This window comes from Variovorax sp. P4_B10 (assembly GCF_056402375.1).
In genome coordinates, this window is sequence record NZ_JBFUHN010000106.1 from 1 (window position 1) to 19,849 (window position 19,849).

Below are 19,849 nucleotides of genomic sequence, written 5' to 3' on the forward strand. Positions count from 1 at the left end.
GGTCGGAACGCCTGCGCTCGATGTTGCGCAAACGCGCGTGCAGTTGAGCAAGCACCTGCCGGCGTACATGGTGCCGGTGGCCTATATCGTGATGGAAGCGCTGCCGCTGACGCCGAACGGCAAGCTCGACCGCAAGGCGCTGCCTGCGCCCGAGGGCGAGGCGTTCGGCCAGCGCGCTTATGAAGAACCGCAGGGCGAGGTCGAACAGTCCCTGGCCGCAATCTGGTCGCAGCTGCTGGGCGTGCAGCGGGTCGGCCGCGACGACGACTTCTTCGAGCTCGGCGGTCACTCCTTGCTGGCAATCCGATTGATCTCGCAGATCCGCGAGCGCTTCGACGCCGAACTCGCACTGGCCACCCTGTTCGCGCAGCCGCGCCTCGCCGCACTGGCCCGCGCCGTGGCCACGGCCGGCCCCAGCAACCTGGGTGCGATCGCACCCGCCGACCGCAGTCGTCCGCTGCCGTTGTCACCGGCGCAGCAACGCCTGTGGTTCATCGCCGGGGTCGATGCCCAGGCCAGCGTCGCGTACCACATCCCCGGTGCCCTGCGCCTGCGCGGCGCGCTCGACCGCATGGCCTTGCGCGCCGCGCTGGACCATGTCGTGGCCCGGCACGAAGTTCTGCGCACGCGCTTCGTTGCGATCGACGGCCAGCCCTGGCAGCGCATCGACCCGCCGCGCGGTTTCGCGTTGTGCGAGCGGGATGCGGGTGGATCGGATGCAGCGCAGATCGAGGCGCTGTGCCGCGAGACCGCGGCCGAGCCCTTCGATCTCGCGGCCGGTCCGCCGATCCGCGGCCGCCTGCTGCGCGTGGCCGAGCACGATCATGTGCTGGTGGTGGTGATGCACCACATCGTCTCCGACGGCTGGTCGCTGAGCGTGCTGATGCGCGAGTTCGCCGTTGCCTACAGTGCACTGCGCGATGAGCGGGCGCCGAGCCTGCCGCCGCTGCCGATCCAGTACGCTGACCATGCGGTGTGGCTGCACGAGCACCTGGAGGGCGCGACCGCGCAAGCCCAGTTGCAGGAATGGGTCGCGCAACTGCAAGGCGCGCCGGCACGGGTCGAGCTGCCATGCGACCGGCCACGACCGGCATGGCAGGACTACCGGGGCGCGAGCCTTGAGGTCAGCCTCGATGCCGAAACCACGCGGGCCTTGCGCGCGCTCGCTCAGCGCCACGGTGCGACCCTGTACATGACCGTGCTGGCCGCCTGGGCCGCCGTGGTGGCTCGCTACAGCGGCCAGCAGCAGGTGGTGATCGGCAGTTCGCACGCGGGCCGCGGCCGGGTCGAGATCGAACCGCTGATCGGCTGCTTCATCAACACCCAGGCGCTGCAGATCGCGCTGGACGGCAGCCCGACCGTGGCCGACCTGCTGGCCCAGGTTCGCAAGACCGCGTTGCAAGCGCAAGCGCGCCAGGATGTGCCCTTCGAGCGCTTGGTCGAGGCGCTGAATCCGCCGCGCTCGATGGCTCACCATCCGGTGTTCCAGCTGATGCTCGCCTGGCACAACACGCCTGCGATCGCACTGGAACTCGCCGGCCTCGTCGTCGAACGCGTCGAGAGCCTGCCGGCCAGCGCCCAGTTCGATATCGCCCTGGACCTGCAGGAAGACGGTGAGCGCATCGTCGGCAAGCTCAACTACGCCACCGCCGTGTTCGACGAGGCCACGGTGCGCCGCCACTGGCACAGCCTGGTCGCGATGCTGCGCGGCATGGCCGCCGACGAACACCGGCCGGTCGATCGCATCGCGTTGCTCGATGCCGATGAGCGCGATCAATTGCTGCACGCGTTCGCCGAGAGCGCGCCAGCGCCGCCTGCATCTGCGTTCGCGCATGCCGCGTTCGAACGCCAGGCCGCGCTGCAGCCGCAGGCGATCGCGCTGGAACACGACGGCGAACAGATCAGCTACGCCGAACTCGACCATCGCGCCAACCGCCTCGCCCATCACCTGCGCGGCCTCGGTGTCGGCGCCGAGGACCGGGTCGCACTGTGCCTGCAGCGTGGGATCGACCTGATCGTCGCGGTGCTGGCCACGCTCAAGGCCAGTGCCGCGTATGTGCCGCTCGATCCGTCCCATCCGGACCAGCGATTGGCCTGGCAACTGGAGGATTGCGCGCCGGCGGTGTTGCTGACGCAGTCCGATCTGCGCTCGCGCCTGCAATCCCCGCCGTGCTGCACGACGATCGCGCTCGACGAACACGCGCCATGGGCGGCCGCGCCCACGCATGCGCCCGATCCAAGCGGGCTGCCTGGCGACGGTTCGCACCTGGCCTATGTGATCTACACCTCCGGTTCCACCGGCACGCCCAAGGGCGTGATGGTCGAGCACCGGCAACTTTCCCACCAGATCGCGGCGCTGCAGGCGCTGTACGGCTTCAGCGCCGAGGACCGTGTGTTGCAGTTCTCCGGCCTGGCCTTCGACGTCGCCGGCGAGGAGATCTTCGGCGCGCTCGGCCATGGCGCGACCCTGGTGCTGCGCACCAACGCGTGGCTCGCGGAACCCCGGCGCTGGTGCGAACTGTGCGCCGCGCACCGGCTCAGCGTGGCCAACCTGCCGACGCTGTTCTGGCAGCGCCTGGCCCAGGCGACCGATGCGGTGTTTCCGCCGTCGCTGCGCCAGATCGTGATCGGCGGCGATGCGGTCGGTGCCGCCGCGCTCGACGCCTGGTGGCGGCGCGACGGTCATCGCCCGGCGCTGGCCAACGCCTACGGTCCGACCGAAGCCACGATCAACGCCACCGTCGCGCGTTGCCGCGCCGAGGACTCGCCGTCGAGCATCGGCCGTCCTGTCCCCAATGCGCGTGTCTATCTGCTCGATGCCCATGGCGAGCCGGTGCCGGTCGGTGCCATCGGCGAGATCTGGATCGGCGGTGCCGGCGTAGCGCGTGGCTACCTGCATCGTCCCGAATTGACTGCACAGCGTTTCATCCCCGATCCGTTCGGGGTGGCGTCTGCGGACGCGCCGCTGCCCCGCATGTACCGCAGCGGCGACCTCGGCCGTTGGCGTAGCGACGGCTCGATCGAGTTCCTCGGCCGCGACGACTGGCAGGTCAAGATCCGCGGCTTCCGCATCGAGCTGGGCGAGGTCGAAGCCGCGCTGATGCGTCTGGACGGGTTGCGTGAAGCGGCGGTGATCGCCTCGGCGGGGCAGGGTGAGGACAAGCGCCTGCAGGCCTATGTGGTCGCGGACCCGAATCGCCCGCCGCCCGACCCGGTGCAGTTGCGCGCGCGTTTGGCCGAACGCCTGCCCGACCACATGCTGCCCGCGGCCTTCGCGCTGATCGATGCGCTGCCGCTCGATGCCAATGGCAAGCTCGATCACGCCGCCTTGCCCACGCCGGACGACGAGGCCTACGCGCAGCGCAGTTACCAGGCGCCGCGGGGCGAGTTCGAGCAGGCGCTGGCCTCGATATGGACCTCGTTGCTCGGCATCGAACGCATCGGCCGCAACGATGGTTTCTTCGAGCTGGGCGGGCATTCGCTGCTGGCGGTGCGGATGCTCTCGCAACTGCGCCAGCGATTCGGCGTGGAGCTGGCGTTGACGACGGTGTTCGCACGGCCGCGGCTCGCGGACCTGGCCGCCGAAATCGCGCGGGCCGCACCCGGCGCGGCCGATCCGATCGTGCCGGCGGATCGCAGTGCATCGCTGCCGTTGTCGCACTCGCAGCAGCGCCTGTGGTACGTGACCCGGATCGATGCGCAAGCCAGTGCGGCCTATCACCTGCCTGCTGCGTTGCGCCTGCGCGGCGCGCTGGACCGCGTCGCGCTGCAGCGTGCGCTGGACCGGATCGTCGCGCGCCACGAGTCGCTGCGTGCGCGCTTCGACGTCGTCGACGGCCAGCCGCGCCAGCGCATCGAAGCGGCGCATGGCGTCGCGCTGGTCTACCGTGAACTCAACGGGATCGGCGACAGCGCCCTGCGCGCGCTGTGCCAGGCCGAGGCCGCCGCGCCGTTCGATCTCGAGCGCGACCCGCCGCTGCGCGTGCAGTTGCTGCGCCTGGCCGGGGACGAACACGTCCTGCTGGTCACGATGCACCACATCGTCTCCGACGGCTGGTCGCTGAGCGTGCTGGCGCACGAGTTCTCGGTCCTGTACGGCGCGTTCCGCCGCGGCGAACCCGATCCGTTGCCGGCGTTGCCGATCCAGTACGGCGACTACGCCGCCTGGCAGCGGCGCCGTCTGCTGGGCGAGGCCCTGCAGCCGCAGTTGCAGTACTGGGTCGAGCGCTTGCGCGATGCGCCACCGCTGATCGGCCTGGCCACCGACCGGCCGCGGCCGCCGCAGCAGGACTACCGCGGCGCCAGCGTCGAAGTCGGCCTCGACGCGACGCTGACCCGCGAACTGGGCGTGCTGGCGCAACGCCACGGCGTCACCGTGTACATGGCCGTGCTCGCGGCGTGGGCGGCGGTGCTGGCGCGGTTGAGCGGCCAGTCGCGGGTGGTGCTCGGCAGCGCCATCGCCGGGCGCGACCGGGCCGAGCTCGAACCGTTGATCGGGTTCTTCGTCAATGCCCAGGCCTTGCGCTTCGACATCGACGACGGCCTCGACGTCGGCGGCCTGCTGGTCCAGGCCCGGCAGGTCGCGCTGCAGGCGCAACAGCATCGCGACGTGCCGTTCGAGCAAGTGGTCGAAGCGCTGAATCCACCGCGGTCGGGTGCCTACAACCCCATCTATCAGGTCCGGCTGGCATGGCAGAACACGCCGCCGGCGCGCTTGCAACTGGAAGGGCTGGAATTCGACAATCTCGCCAGCCATGCCGGCAGCGCCCAGTTCGATCTTTCGCTCGACCTTGAACCGGTCGGCGAGCGCGTCGTCGGCCAGTTCAACTACGCCACCGCCCTGTACGACGAGGCCACGGTGCAACGTCACTGGCATGCGCTGGTGGCGATGCTGCGCGGTATGGTGGCCGATGGCGCCGCACCGGTGGCCCGCATCGACCTGTTGGCCGAGGAAGAACGCACGCAGGTGCTGCATGTGTTCAATGATGACGGCGGAAGCACCGACTGCGATGGCCTGCTGCATCGCCTGTTCGAGGCGCGAGCCGCAACGCAGCCACGGACCCTGGCGCTGGCCTGCGAAGACCAGGCGCTGGACTACGCCGAACTCAATCTCCGGGCCAACCGGATCGCCCACCACCTGCGCGGCCTGGGGCTGCGTCCCGACGATCGCGTCGCGCTGTGCCTGGAACGCAGCGTGGACATGGGCGTCGCCCTGCTGGCCACGCTCAAGGCCGGCGGCGCCTGCGTGCCGCTGGACCCGGTGCATCCCGACGACCGCCTCGCCCACATGCTGTCCGACAGCGCGCCGGTGGCCGTGCTGACCCAGGCCCGCTTGCGCGGGCGCTTGCGGGTGCCCGACGGATGCGCGGTGCTGGTGCTGGACGACGACGCATCGCCACGGCCCTGGACCGATGCGCCCACGCACGACCCCGATCCCGATGCGGTCGGCCTGCTTCCGGCCCATCTGGCCTATGTGATCTACACCTCCGGTTCGACCGGCATGCCCAAGGGCGTGATGGTCGAACACCGCAACGTGCTCAACTTCCTGAACGGTCTTGAGCAGCGCATCCACGCGCCGGCGCCGGACTGCCGACGGGTGGCCTGGAACTCCTCGTTCGGTTTCGACATGGCGGTCAAGGCCTGGGGGCAACTGGCGTTCGGCCGCAGCGTGTACCTGGTACCCGAGCGCACGCGGCTGGATGCGGAGGCCTTGCTCGACTTTCTCGAACGCCACGAGATCGAGGCGATGGAGTGCACGCCCTCGCATCTACGCATGCTGCATGCGGCTGGATTTCCGCAGCGGCGCGCCGGTTCGCTGCGCAAGCTGCTGCTCGGCGGCGAAGCGCTCGACGCGTCGACGTGGCGGCACCTGGTCGAAGAAAAAACGGTGCAGTTCCACAACATGTATGGACCGACCGAATGCAGCGTCGATGCCACCTGCGGCCCGGTCGCCGGCGCGGTGCCGCAGATCGGCCGCCCGATGCCGGGCGCGCGCGTCTATCTTCTCGACGCGTACGGCGAGCCGGTGCCGATCGGCGTCGCCGGCGAGATTCACATCGGCGGCGCCGGGGTTGCACGCGGCTACCTGGGGCAAGCGGAACTCACCGCCGAGCGCTTCCTGCCCGATCCGTTCGCGATCGGGACCACCGGCGTGCCGCGCATGTACAAGACCGGCGACCTCGGCCGCTGGCGTGCCGACGGCAGCATCGAGTACCTGGGGCGCAACGACTTCCAGGTCAAGATCCGCGGCTACCGCATCGAGCTCGGCGAGATCGAAGCGAGGCTCGCGCGGCTGGACGGTGCGCGCGAAGCCGTGGTGGTCGCCCATGCCGAGCTGCCCGGCGAGCCGCGCCTGATCGCCTACCTGCTCGCGCAGCCGGGCATCACCCTGGAGCCTTCGGTGCTGCGCGCGCAGCTCGGTGCGCAGTTGCCGGACTACATGCTGCCCGCCGCCTACGTCGTGCTGCCGGCCTGGCCATTGAACGCAAACGGCAAGCTCGACCGCAAGGCACTGCCGCTGCCGGACGACGACGGCCTGGCAAGGCAGGCCTACACCGCACCCGAAACCGACATCGAGATTCGCCTCGCGGCGGTGTGGGGCGAGCTGCTCGGGATCGAGCGGGTCGGCCGCGACGACAACTTCTTCGAACTCGGCGGCCATTCGGCACTGGCGATCCAGCTGATCCACGCGATGAGCGCACAACAACTGCAGGTCGACGTGCAGATGGTGTTCAACGCGCCGACGCTGGCCGACCTCGCGGCCGCCACCGTGCAACTGGAGGAGATCGTCCTATGAACGCATCGCAACTGCTCGACGCGCTGGMCGCGCGCGGCCTGACGCTGCGTCTGGACGGCGAGCGGCTGGTGTTGCAGGGAGACTCGCGCGCGCTCGCCGATCCGGCGCTGGTGCAGGCATTGCGCGAACGCAAGGCGGAGCTGATCGCCCTGATTCGCGAACGCCAGGCCAGCGATCCATTGGCGTTGCGCATCGACGAAGCGACCGAGGCGATCACGCCGGCGATGCTGCCGCTGCTCGCGCTCGACCAGTGCGCGATCGACCACCTCGTGGCGCAGGTGCCGGGCGGCGTGCGCAACGTGCAGGACATCTATCCGTTGGCGCCGCTGCAGGAGGGCATCCTGTTCCATCACCGGCTGCACGGCGAAGGTGAGGGCGATGCCTACGTCATGCCGACTCTCCTGCGTTTCGATGGCCGCGAACGTCTGGACCGGTTCGTGCAGGCCTTGCGCGAGGTGATCGCGCGCCACGACATCCTGCGCACCAGCGTGCACTGGGAGGGCTTGGAACGGCCGGTACAACTGGTGCAGCGCGAGGCCAGCCTGGAGATTGAAACGCTGACTGCCGCACCTGCGCAAGATGCGCTGCAACGCCTGCGGGCCCTGGCCGATCCGAGCCACTGCCGACTCGATGTGCGCCGCGCGCCGATGCTGCGCGGCCATGCCATCGAGGAGAGCGACAGCGGGCGTTGGCTGCTGCAGTTGCTGCACCACCATCTGATCCTCGACCACACCGCCTCGGACTTGCTGGTGCAGGAAGTCATGCTGATCCTGCTGGGACGGCGCGAGCAGTTGCCGACGCCAGTGCCGTTCCGTCGCTTCGTCGCGCACGCACTGAAGGGCGCGACGGAATCCGGGCACGAAGCCTATTTCCGCGCCGCGTTGGGCGATGTCGAAGAGACCACCGCGCCGTTCGGCTTGCGCGATGTACGCGGCGACGGGAGCGGCGTGCTTCAAGCACGCAGCGAACTCGATCCCTCGCTGGCGCGGCGCCTGCGCGAGCAGACGCGTCTGCACAGGGTCAGCGCCGCCAGTGTGTTCCACCTGGCCTGGGCGCTGGTGCTGGCGCGCTGCAGCGGCCGCGACGACGTGGTGTTCGGCACGGTGCTGTTCGGCCGCCTGCAGGCCGGCGCCGAGGCGACGCGCGCGATGGGCATGTTCCTCAACACCCTGCCGCTGCGCGTGCGACTCGATGCCGCCGGGGCCGAAGCGGCACTTCGCCGTGTGCACGCCGATCTGGCCGAGTTGCTGCGCCACGAGCACGCATCGCTGAGCCTGGCCCGGCGTTGCAGCGGGTTGCCGGCCGATGCGCCGCTGTTCACCAGCCTGCTCAACTACCGCTACAGCCACCGCGATGCCGATGCGCCGGGCTTGCCGGGTATCGAATCGCTCGGTGGCCACGACCGTACCAACTATCCGTTCGTGCTGCATGTGGACGACCACGGCGACGGCTTCGGCATCGCCGCCGAGATCGACCGCAGTGTCGATGCGCGTCGCATCTGCAACTTCGTGCTGCAGGCGCTGCACGCGCTGGTCGACGCGCTCGAAAGCGAGCCACAGCGGCCGCTGCGGTGCATCGACGTCCTGCCCGAGGGCGAGCGTCGCCAAGTGGTCGCCGGTTTCAACGCCACCGCCGTCGATTACCCACGCGGCCTGTTGCTGCACCAGTTGTTCGAGCATCAGGTCGCGCAGCGCCCCGACGCGACCGCACTGATGTTCGAAGACCGCCGGCTCAGCTACGCCGAACTCAATGCACGCGCCAATCGACTGGCGCGACAGCTGCGCGTGATGGGCGCAGTGTCGGATGCGTGCGTCGGCGTCTTCATGCAACGCAGTGAAACGCTGGTGGTGGCCTTGCTGGCCATCCTCAAGGCCGGTGGCGCCTACCTGCCGCTCGATCCCTCGCAGCCACGGGAACGCCTGCGGCAGATGCTCGACGAGGCCGAGCCCGTGGTGGTGCTGGCCGACCCGGACCTGGCGCAGGGCCTGCCCACGGCGCGTACCTTGGTGCTGGATCGAGACACCCCCTTGGACGGGCTCGCCGACGGCGATCTCGATGCCCCCGAAACCGGCCTCCACGAAAGCCACCTGGCCTACGTGATCTACACCTCCGGTTCGACCGGGCGCCCCAAGGGCGTGATGAACGAACACCGCGGCATCGTCAATCGCCTGCATTGGATGCAGCAGGCCTACGCACTGGCTCCGGACGACGTCGTGCTGCAGAAGACGCCGTTCGGCTTCGACGTGTCGGTGTGGGAGTTCTTCTGGCCGCTGATGGCCGGTGCACGGCTGGTGCTGGCGCGGCCCGACGGACACAAGGACCCGGCCTACCTGGGCGAACTGATCCGCGCGAGCGGCGTGACGACGCTGCATTTCGTGCCGTCGATGCTGCAGGTTTTTCTCGCCCGGCCCGACGCGATGGCCGGGTGCGCGAGCCTCCGGCGGGTGGTCTGCAGTGGCGAAGTACTGCAGGCCGAGCTCGCGCGCCAATGCCGCGAACGCCTGCCGCATGCGCGCCTGTACAACCTCTACGGCCCGACCGAAGCGGCGGTGGACGTCAGCGCCTGGACCTGCGGCAGCGACGACGGCGATGCAGTGCCGATCGGCCGGCCGATCGCCAACACCCGCCTGTACCTGCTCGACGATGCGCTGCGCCCGGTGCCGGTCGGCGTCGCGGGCGAGCTGTACATCGGCGGCGTGCAGGTGGCGCGCGGCTACCTGAACCGGCCGGACCTGACCGCACAGCGCTTCATCCCCGATCCATTCGTCGAGGGCGATCGCCTCTACCGCACTGGCGATCTCGGCCGCTGGCGCGCCGATGGAGCGATCGCGTACCTGGGCCGCAACGACTTCCAGATCAAGCTGCGCGGACAGCGCATCGAACCGGGCGAAATCGAAGCGCAGCTGTGTGCGCTCGACGGCATCGCCGAGGCTGCGGTGGTGGCGCGCGAAGACCGCGCCGGCGCGCTGGCGCTGGTCGCCTATGTGGTGCCGATTTCATCCGACGAAACGCCGGAGCCAGCGCAGCTGCGCAGCCGGCTCGCCGGGCGCCTGCCCGACTACATGCTGCCCGCGGCCTACGTGCACCTGGCGACATTGCCCTTGAACAGCAACGGCAAGCTCGACCGCAAGGCGCTGCCGCCGCCGCAGGACGAGGCCTTCAGCCACCAGGCCTTCGCGCCGCCGCAGGGCGAGGTCGAGCAGGCCCTGGCCGCGATCTGGTCGCAGCTGCTCGGCGTCGGACGCATCGGTCGCCACGACAGCTTCTTTGCCCTTGGCGGGCACTCGCTGCTGGCGGTGCAGTTGCTCGAACACCTGCGGCGGCGCGGCTGGGCCATCGACGTGCGCGCGGTCTTCGCGCGGCCCGAGCTGGCCGCGATGGCCGCTGCCCTTAGCACCACCGCGCCGCCCGCCGATGACAGGCCGCGCGACGGCGAAGTCCAGGTCCCGCACAACGCCATCCCGGAGCGCTTCGCCGAGCTGGACGACGAATCAGAAGAAACCGAGGAGTTCAGACTGTGAATGTGGAAGTTGCGAGCATGCAATCGCTGGATGCGCAGGCCTTGATCGGCCTCTTCGAACAGCGCCGTGTCCAGGCGCGGATCGAGCAGGGCGAACTGGTGGTCAAGGCGCCGCGCGGCGTGTTGACGCCGGGCGTGATGGCCTCGCTGAAGCTGCACAAGCAAGTGCTGTTGAACTGGGTCGCGGCCAACGGCGAACGCGCTGCGCCGGCAGCGGTGGCGCAGGCGCGCATCACGCCGCAGATGCTGCCGCTGGTGCGGCTGGAACAGGCCCAGATCGACCGCATCGTCGCCGCCACGCCGGGCGGAGCCGGCAACGTGCAGGACATCTATCCGCTGGCGCCGCTGCAGGAGGGCATCCTGTTCCATCACCTCCTGCAACAGCAGGGCGACGCCTACCTGACCCGGCTGCTGATGGGCTTCGACAGCCGTGAGATGCTGGACCGTTTCGTCGCCGCGATGAACGAGGTGATCGCACGCCAGGACGTGCTGCGCACCGCCGTGCAGTGGGACGGCCTGGCCGAGCCGGTGCAGGTGGTCTGGCGGCGCGCGCGGCTCGAAGTGGAAACGCTGGCGTTCGGCGACGACGTGCAGGCGCGCTTGCAGGCCCACGCCGATCCGGGCTGCTATCGCCTCGATGTGCGCCAGGCGCCGCTGGTGCGCGGCTTTGCCGCCTTCGATACGGCGAACGGAAGCTGGCTGTTGCAGCTGCTCTACCACCACCTGGTGATGGACCACGTCACGCTGGAACTGCTGGTGCAGGAGGTCGGCCTGGTGATGCAGGACCGCCGCGCTGAATTGCCCGAGCCCGTGCCGTTCCGCAACTTCGTCGCGCAAGCGCGATTGGGCGCGCGCGAGAGCGAACACGAAAAGTTCTTCCGCGCCATGCTGGGCGACGTCGACCAACCGACCGCGCCCTTCGACCTGCTCGACGTGCAAGGCAACGGCAGCGACGCGGTGCAGGCCAAACTCCGGCTCGCGCCGGTGCTGTGCGCGGACCTGCGCCGGGTCGCACGCTCGCGCGGGGTCAGCGCCGCTTGCGTGTTCCACCTGGCCTGGGCGCAGGTGCTGGGGCGTTGCAGCGCGCGCGAGGACGTGGTGTTCGGCACGGTGCTGTTCGGGCGCCTGCAGGGCGGCGCCGGTGCCGATCGCGCCATGGGCATGTTCATCAACACCTTGCCGCTGCGCGTGCGGCTGGAGGGGCGCAGCGCCGGCACGGCGCTCGGCGAGACCGCGGCCACGCTGGCCGAACTGCTGCACCACGAGCACGCGCCGCTGACGCTGGCCCAGCGTTGCAGCGGGCTGGCCGCGAACACGCCGCTGTTCTCGGCGCTGCTGAACTATCGCCACAGCCGCGACGAAGCGGAACAAGGCGAGGAAGGCATCCCCGGCATCCGTTATCTCGAGAGCCGCGACCGCACCAACTATCCGTTCGTGCTGCACGTCGACGACCATGGCGAGGGTTTCAGTGTCACCACCGAGATCGTCGAGCGCGTGGACGCCGCGTGCATCGCCGGGATGGTGCGCGAAACCCTGGAACACCTGGTGCATGCGCTGGACCAAGCGCCCGACACGCCGATGCATGCGATCGAGACCCTGCCGCCGGCCGAGCGCGTACAGGTGCTGCATGGCTTCAATGCCACGCACCGCGACCACGGTGGCGAGGGCGAACTGGTGCATGCGCTGTTCGAGCGCCAGGCCGAACGCGATCCGTCCGCGCCGGCGCTGGAGTTCGGTGCGCAGCGGCTGAGCTACGGTGAACTGGAGGCGCAGGCGAACCAGCTGGCCCGGCATCTGCGCACGCTCGGCGTCGGCCCCGACGAACGCGTCGCGATCTGCCTGGAAAGCGGTCCGGCGATGGTGGTCGCGATCCTGGCCACGCTCAAGGCCGGCGGTGCCTACGTGCCGCTGGACCCCGCCTATCCCGACGAACGACTGGCGCACATGCTCGGCGACAGCGCACCGCGCGTGCTGCTGACGCAAGAGCGGCTGGTCGGGCGCCTGGACCCGGCGCCGGCCTGCGAGCGCGTGCTGCTCGACGACATCGGCCACGCGCCGTGGGCGCAAAGCGCCGCGCAGCGTCCCGATCCGATGGCGCTCGGCCTCTGCGGCGAGCACCTGGCCTACGTCATCTACACATCGGGATCGACCGGCCGGCCCAAGAGCGTGGCGATGCCGCATCGCGGCCTGGTCAACCTGCTGGCCTGGCAGCGCGGGGTGCTGCCGGGCGCGGCGCGCACCTTGCAATTCGCCGCGCTCGGCTTCGACGTCGCGTTCCAGGAGATCTTCTCGACGCTGGCTGGCGGCGGCACCCTGGTGTTGCTGCACGAAGACCTGCGCCGCGACCTGCCCGTGCTGGCCGATTGGCTGGGCGAACAGCAGATCGAACGGATGTTCCTGCCCTTCATCGCGCTCAACGCGCTGAGCGAACTGTGGTCGCAGCGCGAGGCACCGTTGCCGGCGCTGCGCGACCTGATCGTCGCCGGCGAGCAACTGCGCATCACGCCGGCGATCCGCCGGCTGTTTGACGGCGGCGGTGCGGCGCGCCTGCACAACCAGTACGGCCCGACCGAAAGCCATGTGGTCACTGCCTACACGCTGGCCGGCGCGGCCGCGGACTGGGACGACCTGCCGCCCATCGGTGCGCCGATCGACAACTGCCGGCTGTACCTGCTCGACGCGCAGCGCCGGCCGGTACCGCGCGGTGTGGCCGGCGAGATCCATATCGCCGGCGTGCAGGTCGCGCGCGGCTACCTGAACCAGCCCGCGCTGAGCGCCGAACGCTTCCTGCGCGACCCGTTCTCGGGCGATGCGAACTCGCACATGTACCGCACCGGCGACCTCGGCCGCTGGCGCGACGACGGCACGATCGAATTCCTTGGCCGCAACGACTTCCAGGTCAAGGTTCGCGGCCATCGCGTCGAACTGGGCGAGATCGAGGCGCGCCTGAGCGAACTGCCGGGCGTGCGCGAAGCGGCGGTGATCGCGCGTGAAGACGTGCCTGGCGACAAGCGTCTCGTCGCCTACTTCGTCGGCGAGTCAGACGCTCAGGCAATGGATCCCGCCGAGCTGCGCCAACGCCTGAGCACGCAGTTGCCCGACCACATGCTGCCGAGCGCATTCATGCCACTCGCAGCCCTGCCGCTGACCCCGAACGGCAAGCTCGACCGCAAGGCCCTGCCGGTGCCGGACGGCCTGGCCTTCGTCCACCGTGCCTATGAGGCGACGATCGGCGAGATCGAGGACACCCTGGCGCAGATCTGGTGCGAGCTGCTCGGCATCGAGCGGGTCGGTCGGCACGACAACTTCTTCGAACTCGGCGGCCATTCGCTGCTCGCGGTGCGGCTGGTCTCGCAGTTGCGCGAGCGGCTCGGCATCGAACTGCCGTTGCCGGTGCTGTTCACGCATCCGCAGCTGGCCGACCTGGCCCGTGATGTGGCCGAAGCGAGCCAGAACACCCTCAGTGCGATCACCCGCGCCGACCGTTCGGCGCCGCTGCCGATGTCGTTCGCGCAGCAGCGCCTGTGGTTCATCGCCCGCGTCGATCCCGAGGCGAGCAAGGCCTACCACGTGCCCGATGCGGTGCGGCTGCGCGGCCCGCTCGACACCGCGGCGCTGCAGGCGGCGTTCGACCGCATCGTCGAACGCCACGAGGTGCTGCGCACCCGGTTCGTCGGCATCGGTGGTCAGGCCCTGCAGGTCATCGACGAGGCCCGCGGCTTCGCGTTGCAGCATGAAGATATGCGCGGCGCCACCGAAGCCGACCTCGAACGCATCGTGCGCGAGGAAGCGCTGCGCCCGTTCGATCTCGCGCTCGGGCCGCTGATCCGCGGCCGCCTGCTCGCGCTAGGCCCCGACGACCACGTGCTGCTCGTGACCATGCACCACATCGTGTCCGACGGCTGGTCGGGTGGGGTGCTGGCGAACGAGTTCTCGACGCTGTACCGCGCCTTCCGCGAAGGCCGCCCCGACCCGCTGCCGCCGCTGGCCCTCCAGTACGCCGACTTCGGCATGTGGCAACGCCAGTGGCTGCAGGGCCCGCTGCTGCAGCAGCAGTTGCAGCAATGGGTGCAGCAGCTGCGCGGTGCACCCAGCCTGCTCGATCTGCCGACCGACCGGCCGCGTCCGCCGATCCAGGACTACCGCGGCGCCAACATCGCGATCGCGCTCGACGCCGAACTCGGCCAGGGCCTGCGCGCGCTCGGCCATCGCCACGGCACCACGCTGTACATGACCATGCTCGCGGCCTGGGCCGTGGTGCTGGGCCGGCTCAGCGGGCAGGACCAGGTGGTGATCGGCAGCTCGCACGCCGGCCGCAGCCGCATCGAGGTCGAGCCGTTGATCGGTTTCTTCGTCAACACCCAGGCCTTGAAGATCGACCTGTCGGGCAACCCCGGCGTGCAGGCGCTGCTGGCCCAGGCGCGGCAGACCGCGGTGCAGGCGCAGAGCCTGCAGGACGTGCCGTTCGAACGGCTGGTCGAAGCGCTCAATCCGCCGCGCTCGCTGGCCCACCATCCGGTGTTCCAGGTCATGCTGTCGTGGCACAACACGCCCAAGACCGAGCTCGACCTGGCCGGCCTGCAGGCGCAGAGCCTCGGCGGCGGCCCCGACAGCGCGCAGTTCGAGCTGTCGCTGGAGCTGCGCGAGAGCGAGGACGGCATCGGCGGCCGGCTCAACTATGCCAGCGCCCTGTTCGACGAGGCCACGGTTCGCCGCCAGTGGCGCTGCCTGGAGGCGGTGCTGCGCGGCATGGTCGCCGACGACAGCCAGCCGGTCCATCGCATCGACCTGCTGGATGCGCACGAGCGCGCGGCCATCGTGGAAGGCTTCAACGAAAGCCACGCCGCCGCCGCCGAACCGGTGCTGGTCCACGCGCTCATCGAAGCGCAGGCCGCGCGCCGGCCCGATGCGCAGGCGATCGAATACGCGGGCGAGAGCCTCAGCTACGCCGAGCTCAACGCCCGCGCCAACCGGCTCGCCCACCACCTGCGCGCGCTCGGCGTGAGGCCCGATGACCGCGTTGCGATCTGCGCCGAGCGCAGCCTGGCGCTGGTCGTGGCGCTGCTGGCCACGCTCAAGGCCGGTGGCGCCTACGTGCCGCTCGACCCGGTCTATCCGGACGAGCGCCTGGCGCACATGCTCGACGACAGCGGTGCGGTCGTGCTGCTGACCCAGCAGCGGCTGGAGGCGCGTCTGCGGACGCGGGAGCGCTGCGTGCGCGTGATGCTCGATGCGGCGCAGCCCGACTGGGCCCTGGCCTCGTCCGACAACCCGGACCCGGCCGCCGTCGGCCTCACGCCCGCGCACCTGGCCTATGTGATCTACACCTCCGGTTCGACCGGCACGCCCAAGGGGGTCATGGTCGAACACCGCAACGTGGCGTATTTCCTCGGGGCGATGGAGGCCTGCATCCACGGCCTGGCGCCGGATTGCCGGCGCGTGGCCTGGAACTCCTCGTTCGGTTTCGACATGGCGGTCAAGGCCTGGGGTCAGCTGGCGTACGGCCGCAGCGTGTTCCTGCTGCCCGAGGCGGCGCGGCTCGACGCGGAGGCGCTGCTCGGCTTCCTGGAAACGCATCGCATCGAGGTGATGGAGTGCACGCCCTCGCACCTGCGTCTGATGCAGGGCGCTGGCCTGCTGCAAGGGCGCGCGCCCAGCCTGCGCAAGCTGCTGCTCGGCGGCGAGGCGATCGACCCGGCCACCTGGGGCGCATTGGCTGCTGTCGACGAGCGCCTGTTCTTCAACATGTACGGCCCGACCGAGTGCAGCGTCGATGCCAGCTGCGGCATCGTCGACGGGCGCCGTCCGCACATCGGGCAGGTCATGCCGGGGGCGCGGATCTATCTGCTGGACGAGGCTGCGCAGCCGGTGCCGGTCGGTGTGGCCGGCGAGATCCACATTGGCGGCGCCGGCGTGGCCCGCGGCTACCTCGACCGCCCCGAGTTGACGGCTGAGCGCTTCCTGCACGATCCGTTCGCGGGCGGCGCCGAGGCGCGCATGTACCGCACCGGCGACCTCGGCCGCTGGCGCGAGGACGGCACCCTCGAATATCTTGGCCGCAACGATTCGCAGATCAAGCTGCGCGGTTTCCGCATCGAGCTCGGCGAGATCGAAGCGCGCCTGGCGCAGCAGGCGGGCGTGCGCGAGGCGGCGGTGATCGCGCGCGAGGACGTGCCTGGCGACAAGCGTCTGGTCGGCTACGTGGTCGGCACGGTAGACCCGGCGCAACTGCGCGCCGCTCTTGCTGCGCACCTGCCCGACTACATGCTGCCCTCGGCCTTCGTCGCGCTCGACGCTTTGCCGTTGACACCGAACGGCAAGCTCGACCGCAAAGCGCTGCCGCCGCCCGACGGGCAGGGCCTGGCCCTGAACCGCTACGAGCCGCCGCAAGGCGAGGTGGAGTGCGCCATCGCCGCGCTCTGGTCGGAACTGCTCGGGGTCGAACGGGTCGGCCGCCACGACAACTTCTTCGACCTGGGCGGCTACTCGCTGATGGTGTTCCAGGTCATCGAGGGACTGAAGCAGAAGGGCTACGAGGTCGCGCTGCAGGACGTGCTGCTGGCGCAGCAGCTCGACGCGCTGGCGGCGTTGATCGAGAAGCCGCGTGGTGGCGTCGCGCCTGCGCATGCGCAGTGGGTGACCCTCCGCAAGGGCGGTTCGCGTCGTCCGCTGGTGTTCGTCCACGAGCCCAGCGGCGAAGTGCTGTCGTACGAGCGGCTGGCACAGCACATCGATCCTGAAGTGGGCCTGTACGGCATCCGCGCTGACCGCGATGCGGTGCATGCCGAAAGTCGCAACGAGGATCTGGCCGCGGTCTATGTGCAGAGGATTCGCGAGGCGCTGCCGCAGGGGCCGTACCGCCTCGCGGGCTGGTCCGCCGGTGGCGTGCTCGCCTTCGAGGTCGCGCGGCAATTGCTCGCGGCGGGCGAACAGGTCGAGTTCCTCGGCCTGATCGACAGCTGGCTGCGCGGCGAGGGTGATCGCGGTGTTTCCGAACTGGGTGTGCACGACAGGAAGCTGCTGCTGGTGGCGTTCGCCGAGTACCACGGGCGCAAGCTGGAGGCAGCCGAGATCGAGCGCATCCTCGCCACCGAAGACGTCTCTGCGGCGATCGCGTTGGCACGCGGCGAGGGGTGGCTGAAGAAGGACATGAGCCCGGCCGAGTTCGACGCGCGCGCCGGGCTCTGGTTCAACCTGCGCGCCGCCGCGCATCGCTATTACGCGCAGCCGCTGGAGATCGACGCGCACCTGTTCGCGGCGCAGCCGGGCGATGCGGGCGATCCGTCCAACGGGTGGAGCGGGGTGCTCGGCAATCGGCTGCAGGTGCATCCCATCGGTGGCGATCACTGGAGCATCATGATGAACGCCGGGCACGCCGGCCGGGTCGGCGGCGCGATCGCCTCGATCCTGACGCGCCTCGACGGCACGGCGCCGGACCCGCGCGACAGTGCCGCTCCGATCGCACCGGGTGCGGCGGTGACCATCCGCAGCGGCAGCGCGCAGGCGCGCAAGGTGTTCTGCCTGCCGGGCGCCGGTGCCAATGCCACCTCGTTCCTCGAGTTCGCTTCGCGCAGCCACGGCGATGCCGGTTTCATCGGCCTGGAGGCGCCTGCGCTGCTCGGTCGTGACGGCGAACCGCCAACGCTGCAAGCGGCGGCAGGGCGTTATGTGGCTGCGATCCGCAGCCTGCAGCCGGAAGGGCCCTACCACCTGATTGGCCATTCGTTCGGCGGCTGGGTCGCGCTGGAGGCGGCCCGGCAGTTGATCGATGCTGGCGCCACGGTCGCACCGGTGGTGCTGGTCGACACCGAGGCACCGCGCGCGGAAGGGCACGGCGATCGCGGCTACGCATTGCGCGAGTACCTGGCGCTGATCGCACTGCAGAGCGATCAGCGCCACGGGCTCGACGCCGGCGCCCTGGCTGCGTTGCCGCCGGCCGAACAGGCGCGGCCGATCTTCGAGGCGATGCGCCGCAGCCGCCTGTTGCCCACCAATGCGCGGCTGGAAGACTTCGTGCCGGTGTTGGAGATGTTCTGCCGCCAGTGCGCGATCGGTTATYGGCCCAAAGGCGCGTTCGGCGGCTTGGCGTTGTTGCTGCGCGCCGTCACAGACGAACCCATCGACCTCGATGCATGGCGCCTGCACGAGCCGCAACTGCGCAGCTTCGACCTGCCCGGCATCGACCACCTGTCGATCCTCAAGCCGCCGCATGTAGCTCGCGTGATCGAGATCGTCGGCCGCCACTGGTACCTGGGACGATGACCATGAGCGAGACCGCAACCGTCACGGAACCGCGCCACGCCGATGAAGGCATCGACAGCGGATTTCCGCATTGGGTCCACGCCGACGCTGGCTTGAGCGAAGGCGATGTGGCGGATGCCGAGACCTGGTTCGAACAAGCGATGCCGCACCTGGAGCCCGCGCTGCTGCGCGCCGGTGCACTGCTGTTCCGCGGCTTTCCCCTGCGCGAGGCCGAAGACTTCCGTCGCGCGGTCGCGGCCATGGCGCCGCAACTGCGCGGCTACGCAGGTGGCACATCGCCACGCAGCCAGGTGACCGAAGGCATCTACACCTCGACCGAATACCCGAAGCAACTGGAAATCCCGCTGCACAACGAGATGTCCTACAGCGTGCGCTGGCCGCAGCGGCTGTACTTCTTCTGCGCGACCGCACCGCAGACCGGCGGCGAAACGCCGCTGGCCGATTCGCGGTGCATCCTGCAGGCGATGCCGGCGCGGATCGTCGAGGCGTTCGAGCGCCGCCAGCTGATGTACGTGCGCAACCTGGCGCCGGCGCAATCGCGCTACAACGCCTGGAGCAAGGCATTCGAGACCCAGGACCGCGCGCAGGTCGAGGCCCATTGCCACGACATGGACATCGGCTGCGAATGGCAACCCGGCGGCGGCCTGCGCATCCACGAGCGGCGGCCGCCCACGCGCGTGCATCCGCTGACCGGCGAGCGGGTCTGGTTCAACCAGGTGCATCTGTTCCACGCCTCCAACACGCCGATGGCCAGCACCGTCGACGCGCGGATCGAGGCCGGCCTGCCGATGGCGGCGTACTACGGCGACGGCGGCCGGATCGACAACGCCACGCTCGCCAGCGTGCGCGAGGTGCTGCGCGCGCAGCGTCGCACTTTCCGGTGGCAGCAGGGCGATCTGCTGGTGGTGGACAACCTTCTCGCGGCGCACGGTCGGCTGCCGTTCGACGGGGCGCGCCGGATCCTGGTCGCGATGTCTTGAAATGAAACCTTGCTTTTTTGTTTGCCGCGTTGTGGTTGAAGTGCGTTGTTCAGGGCGCGATCCCGCCGACGGTGTGCTCTGCTCCGCGAATGTCCCCCGGCGCGGCCTAGGGCCGCAGGCCTCCTCCTTTATTTCGCTGCGCAGAGCACACCGCCAGCGTGATCGCTCAGCGCAGCGGTTGATCGGCCAGCACGAGAGCAGCGCTCATCGTGCACAGGGCACCGGGTGCTCCCCGCAGCGAAATAAAGGAGGAGCGAAGCGGGGGACATTCGCGGAGGGGAGTACCCGGTG

Annotated in this window: 4 protein-coding genes; all 4 read left to right on the top strand. The window is 69.9% G+C overall.

The window, feature by feature from the left end; translation table 11 throughout:
• Positions 1-43: 43 nt before the first annotated feature.
• The 4 genes from AC1DXX_RS30255 to AC1DXX_RS30270 are packed head-to-tail and all read left to right on the top strand — an operon-like array spanning position 44 to position 19,558.
• Positions 44-6,796, top strand: coding sequence for an amino acid adenylation domain-containing protein (locus tag AC1DXX_RS30255; RefSeq protein WP_478137897.1), 6,753 nt, complete (start codon positions 44-46; stop codon positions 6,794-6,796).
• Positions 6,793-10,317 (top strand): non-ribosomal peptide synthetase, encoded by a 3,525-nt coding sequence (locus tag AC1DXX_RS30260; protein WP_478137898.1) that lies wholly within the window; start codon positions 6,793-6,795, stop codon positions 10,315-10,317. The genes AC1DXX_RS30255 and AC1DXX_RS30260 overlap by 4 nt, the downstream gene beginning before the upstream one ends.
• A gap of 17 nt (positions 10,318-10,334) precedes the next feature.
• Complete coding sequence (locus tag AC1DXX_RS30265) at positions 10,335-18,578, top strand: non-ribosomal peptide synthetase (RefSeq protein ID WP_478137899.1); 8,244 nt, start codon at positions 10,335-10,337, stop codon at positions 18,576-18,578.
• A 2-nt stretch (positions 18,579-18,580) separates the two neighbouring features.
• Positions 18,581-19,558: a TauD/TfdA family dioxygenase gene (locus tag AC1DXX_RS30270; protein ID WP_478137900.1), complete on the top strand. Its 978-nt coding sequence runs from the start codon at positions 18,581-18,583 to the stop codon at positions 19,556-19,558.
• Positions 19,559-19,849: the final 291 nt, after the last annotated feature.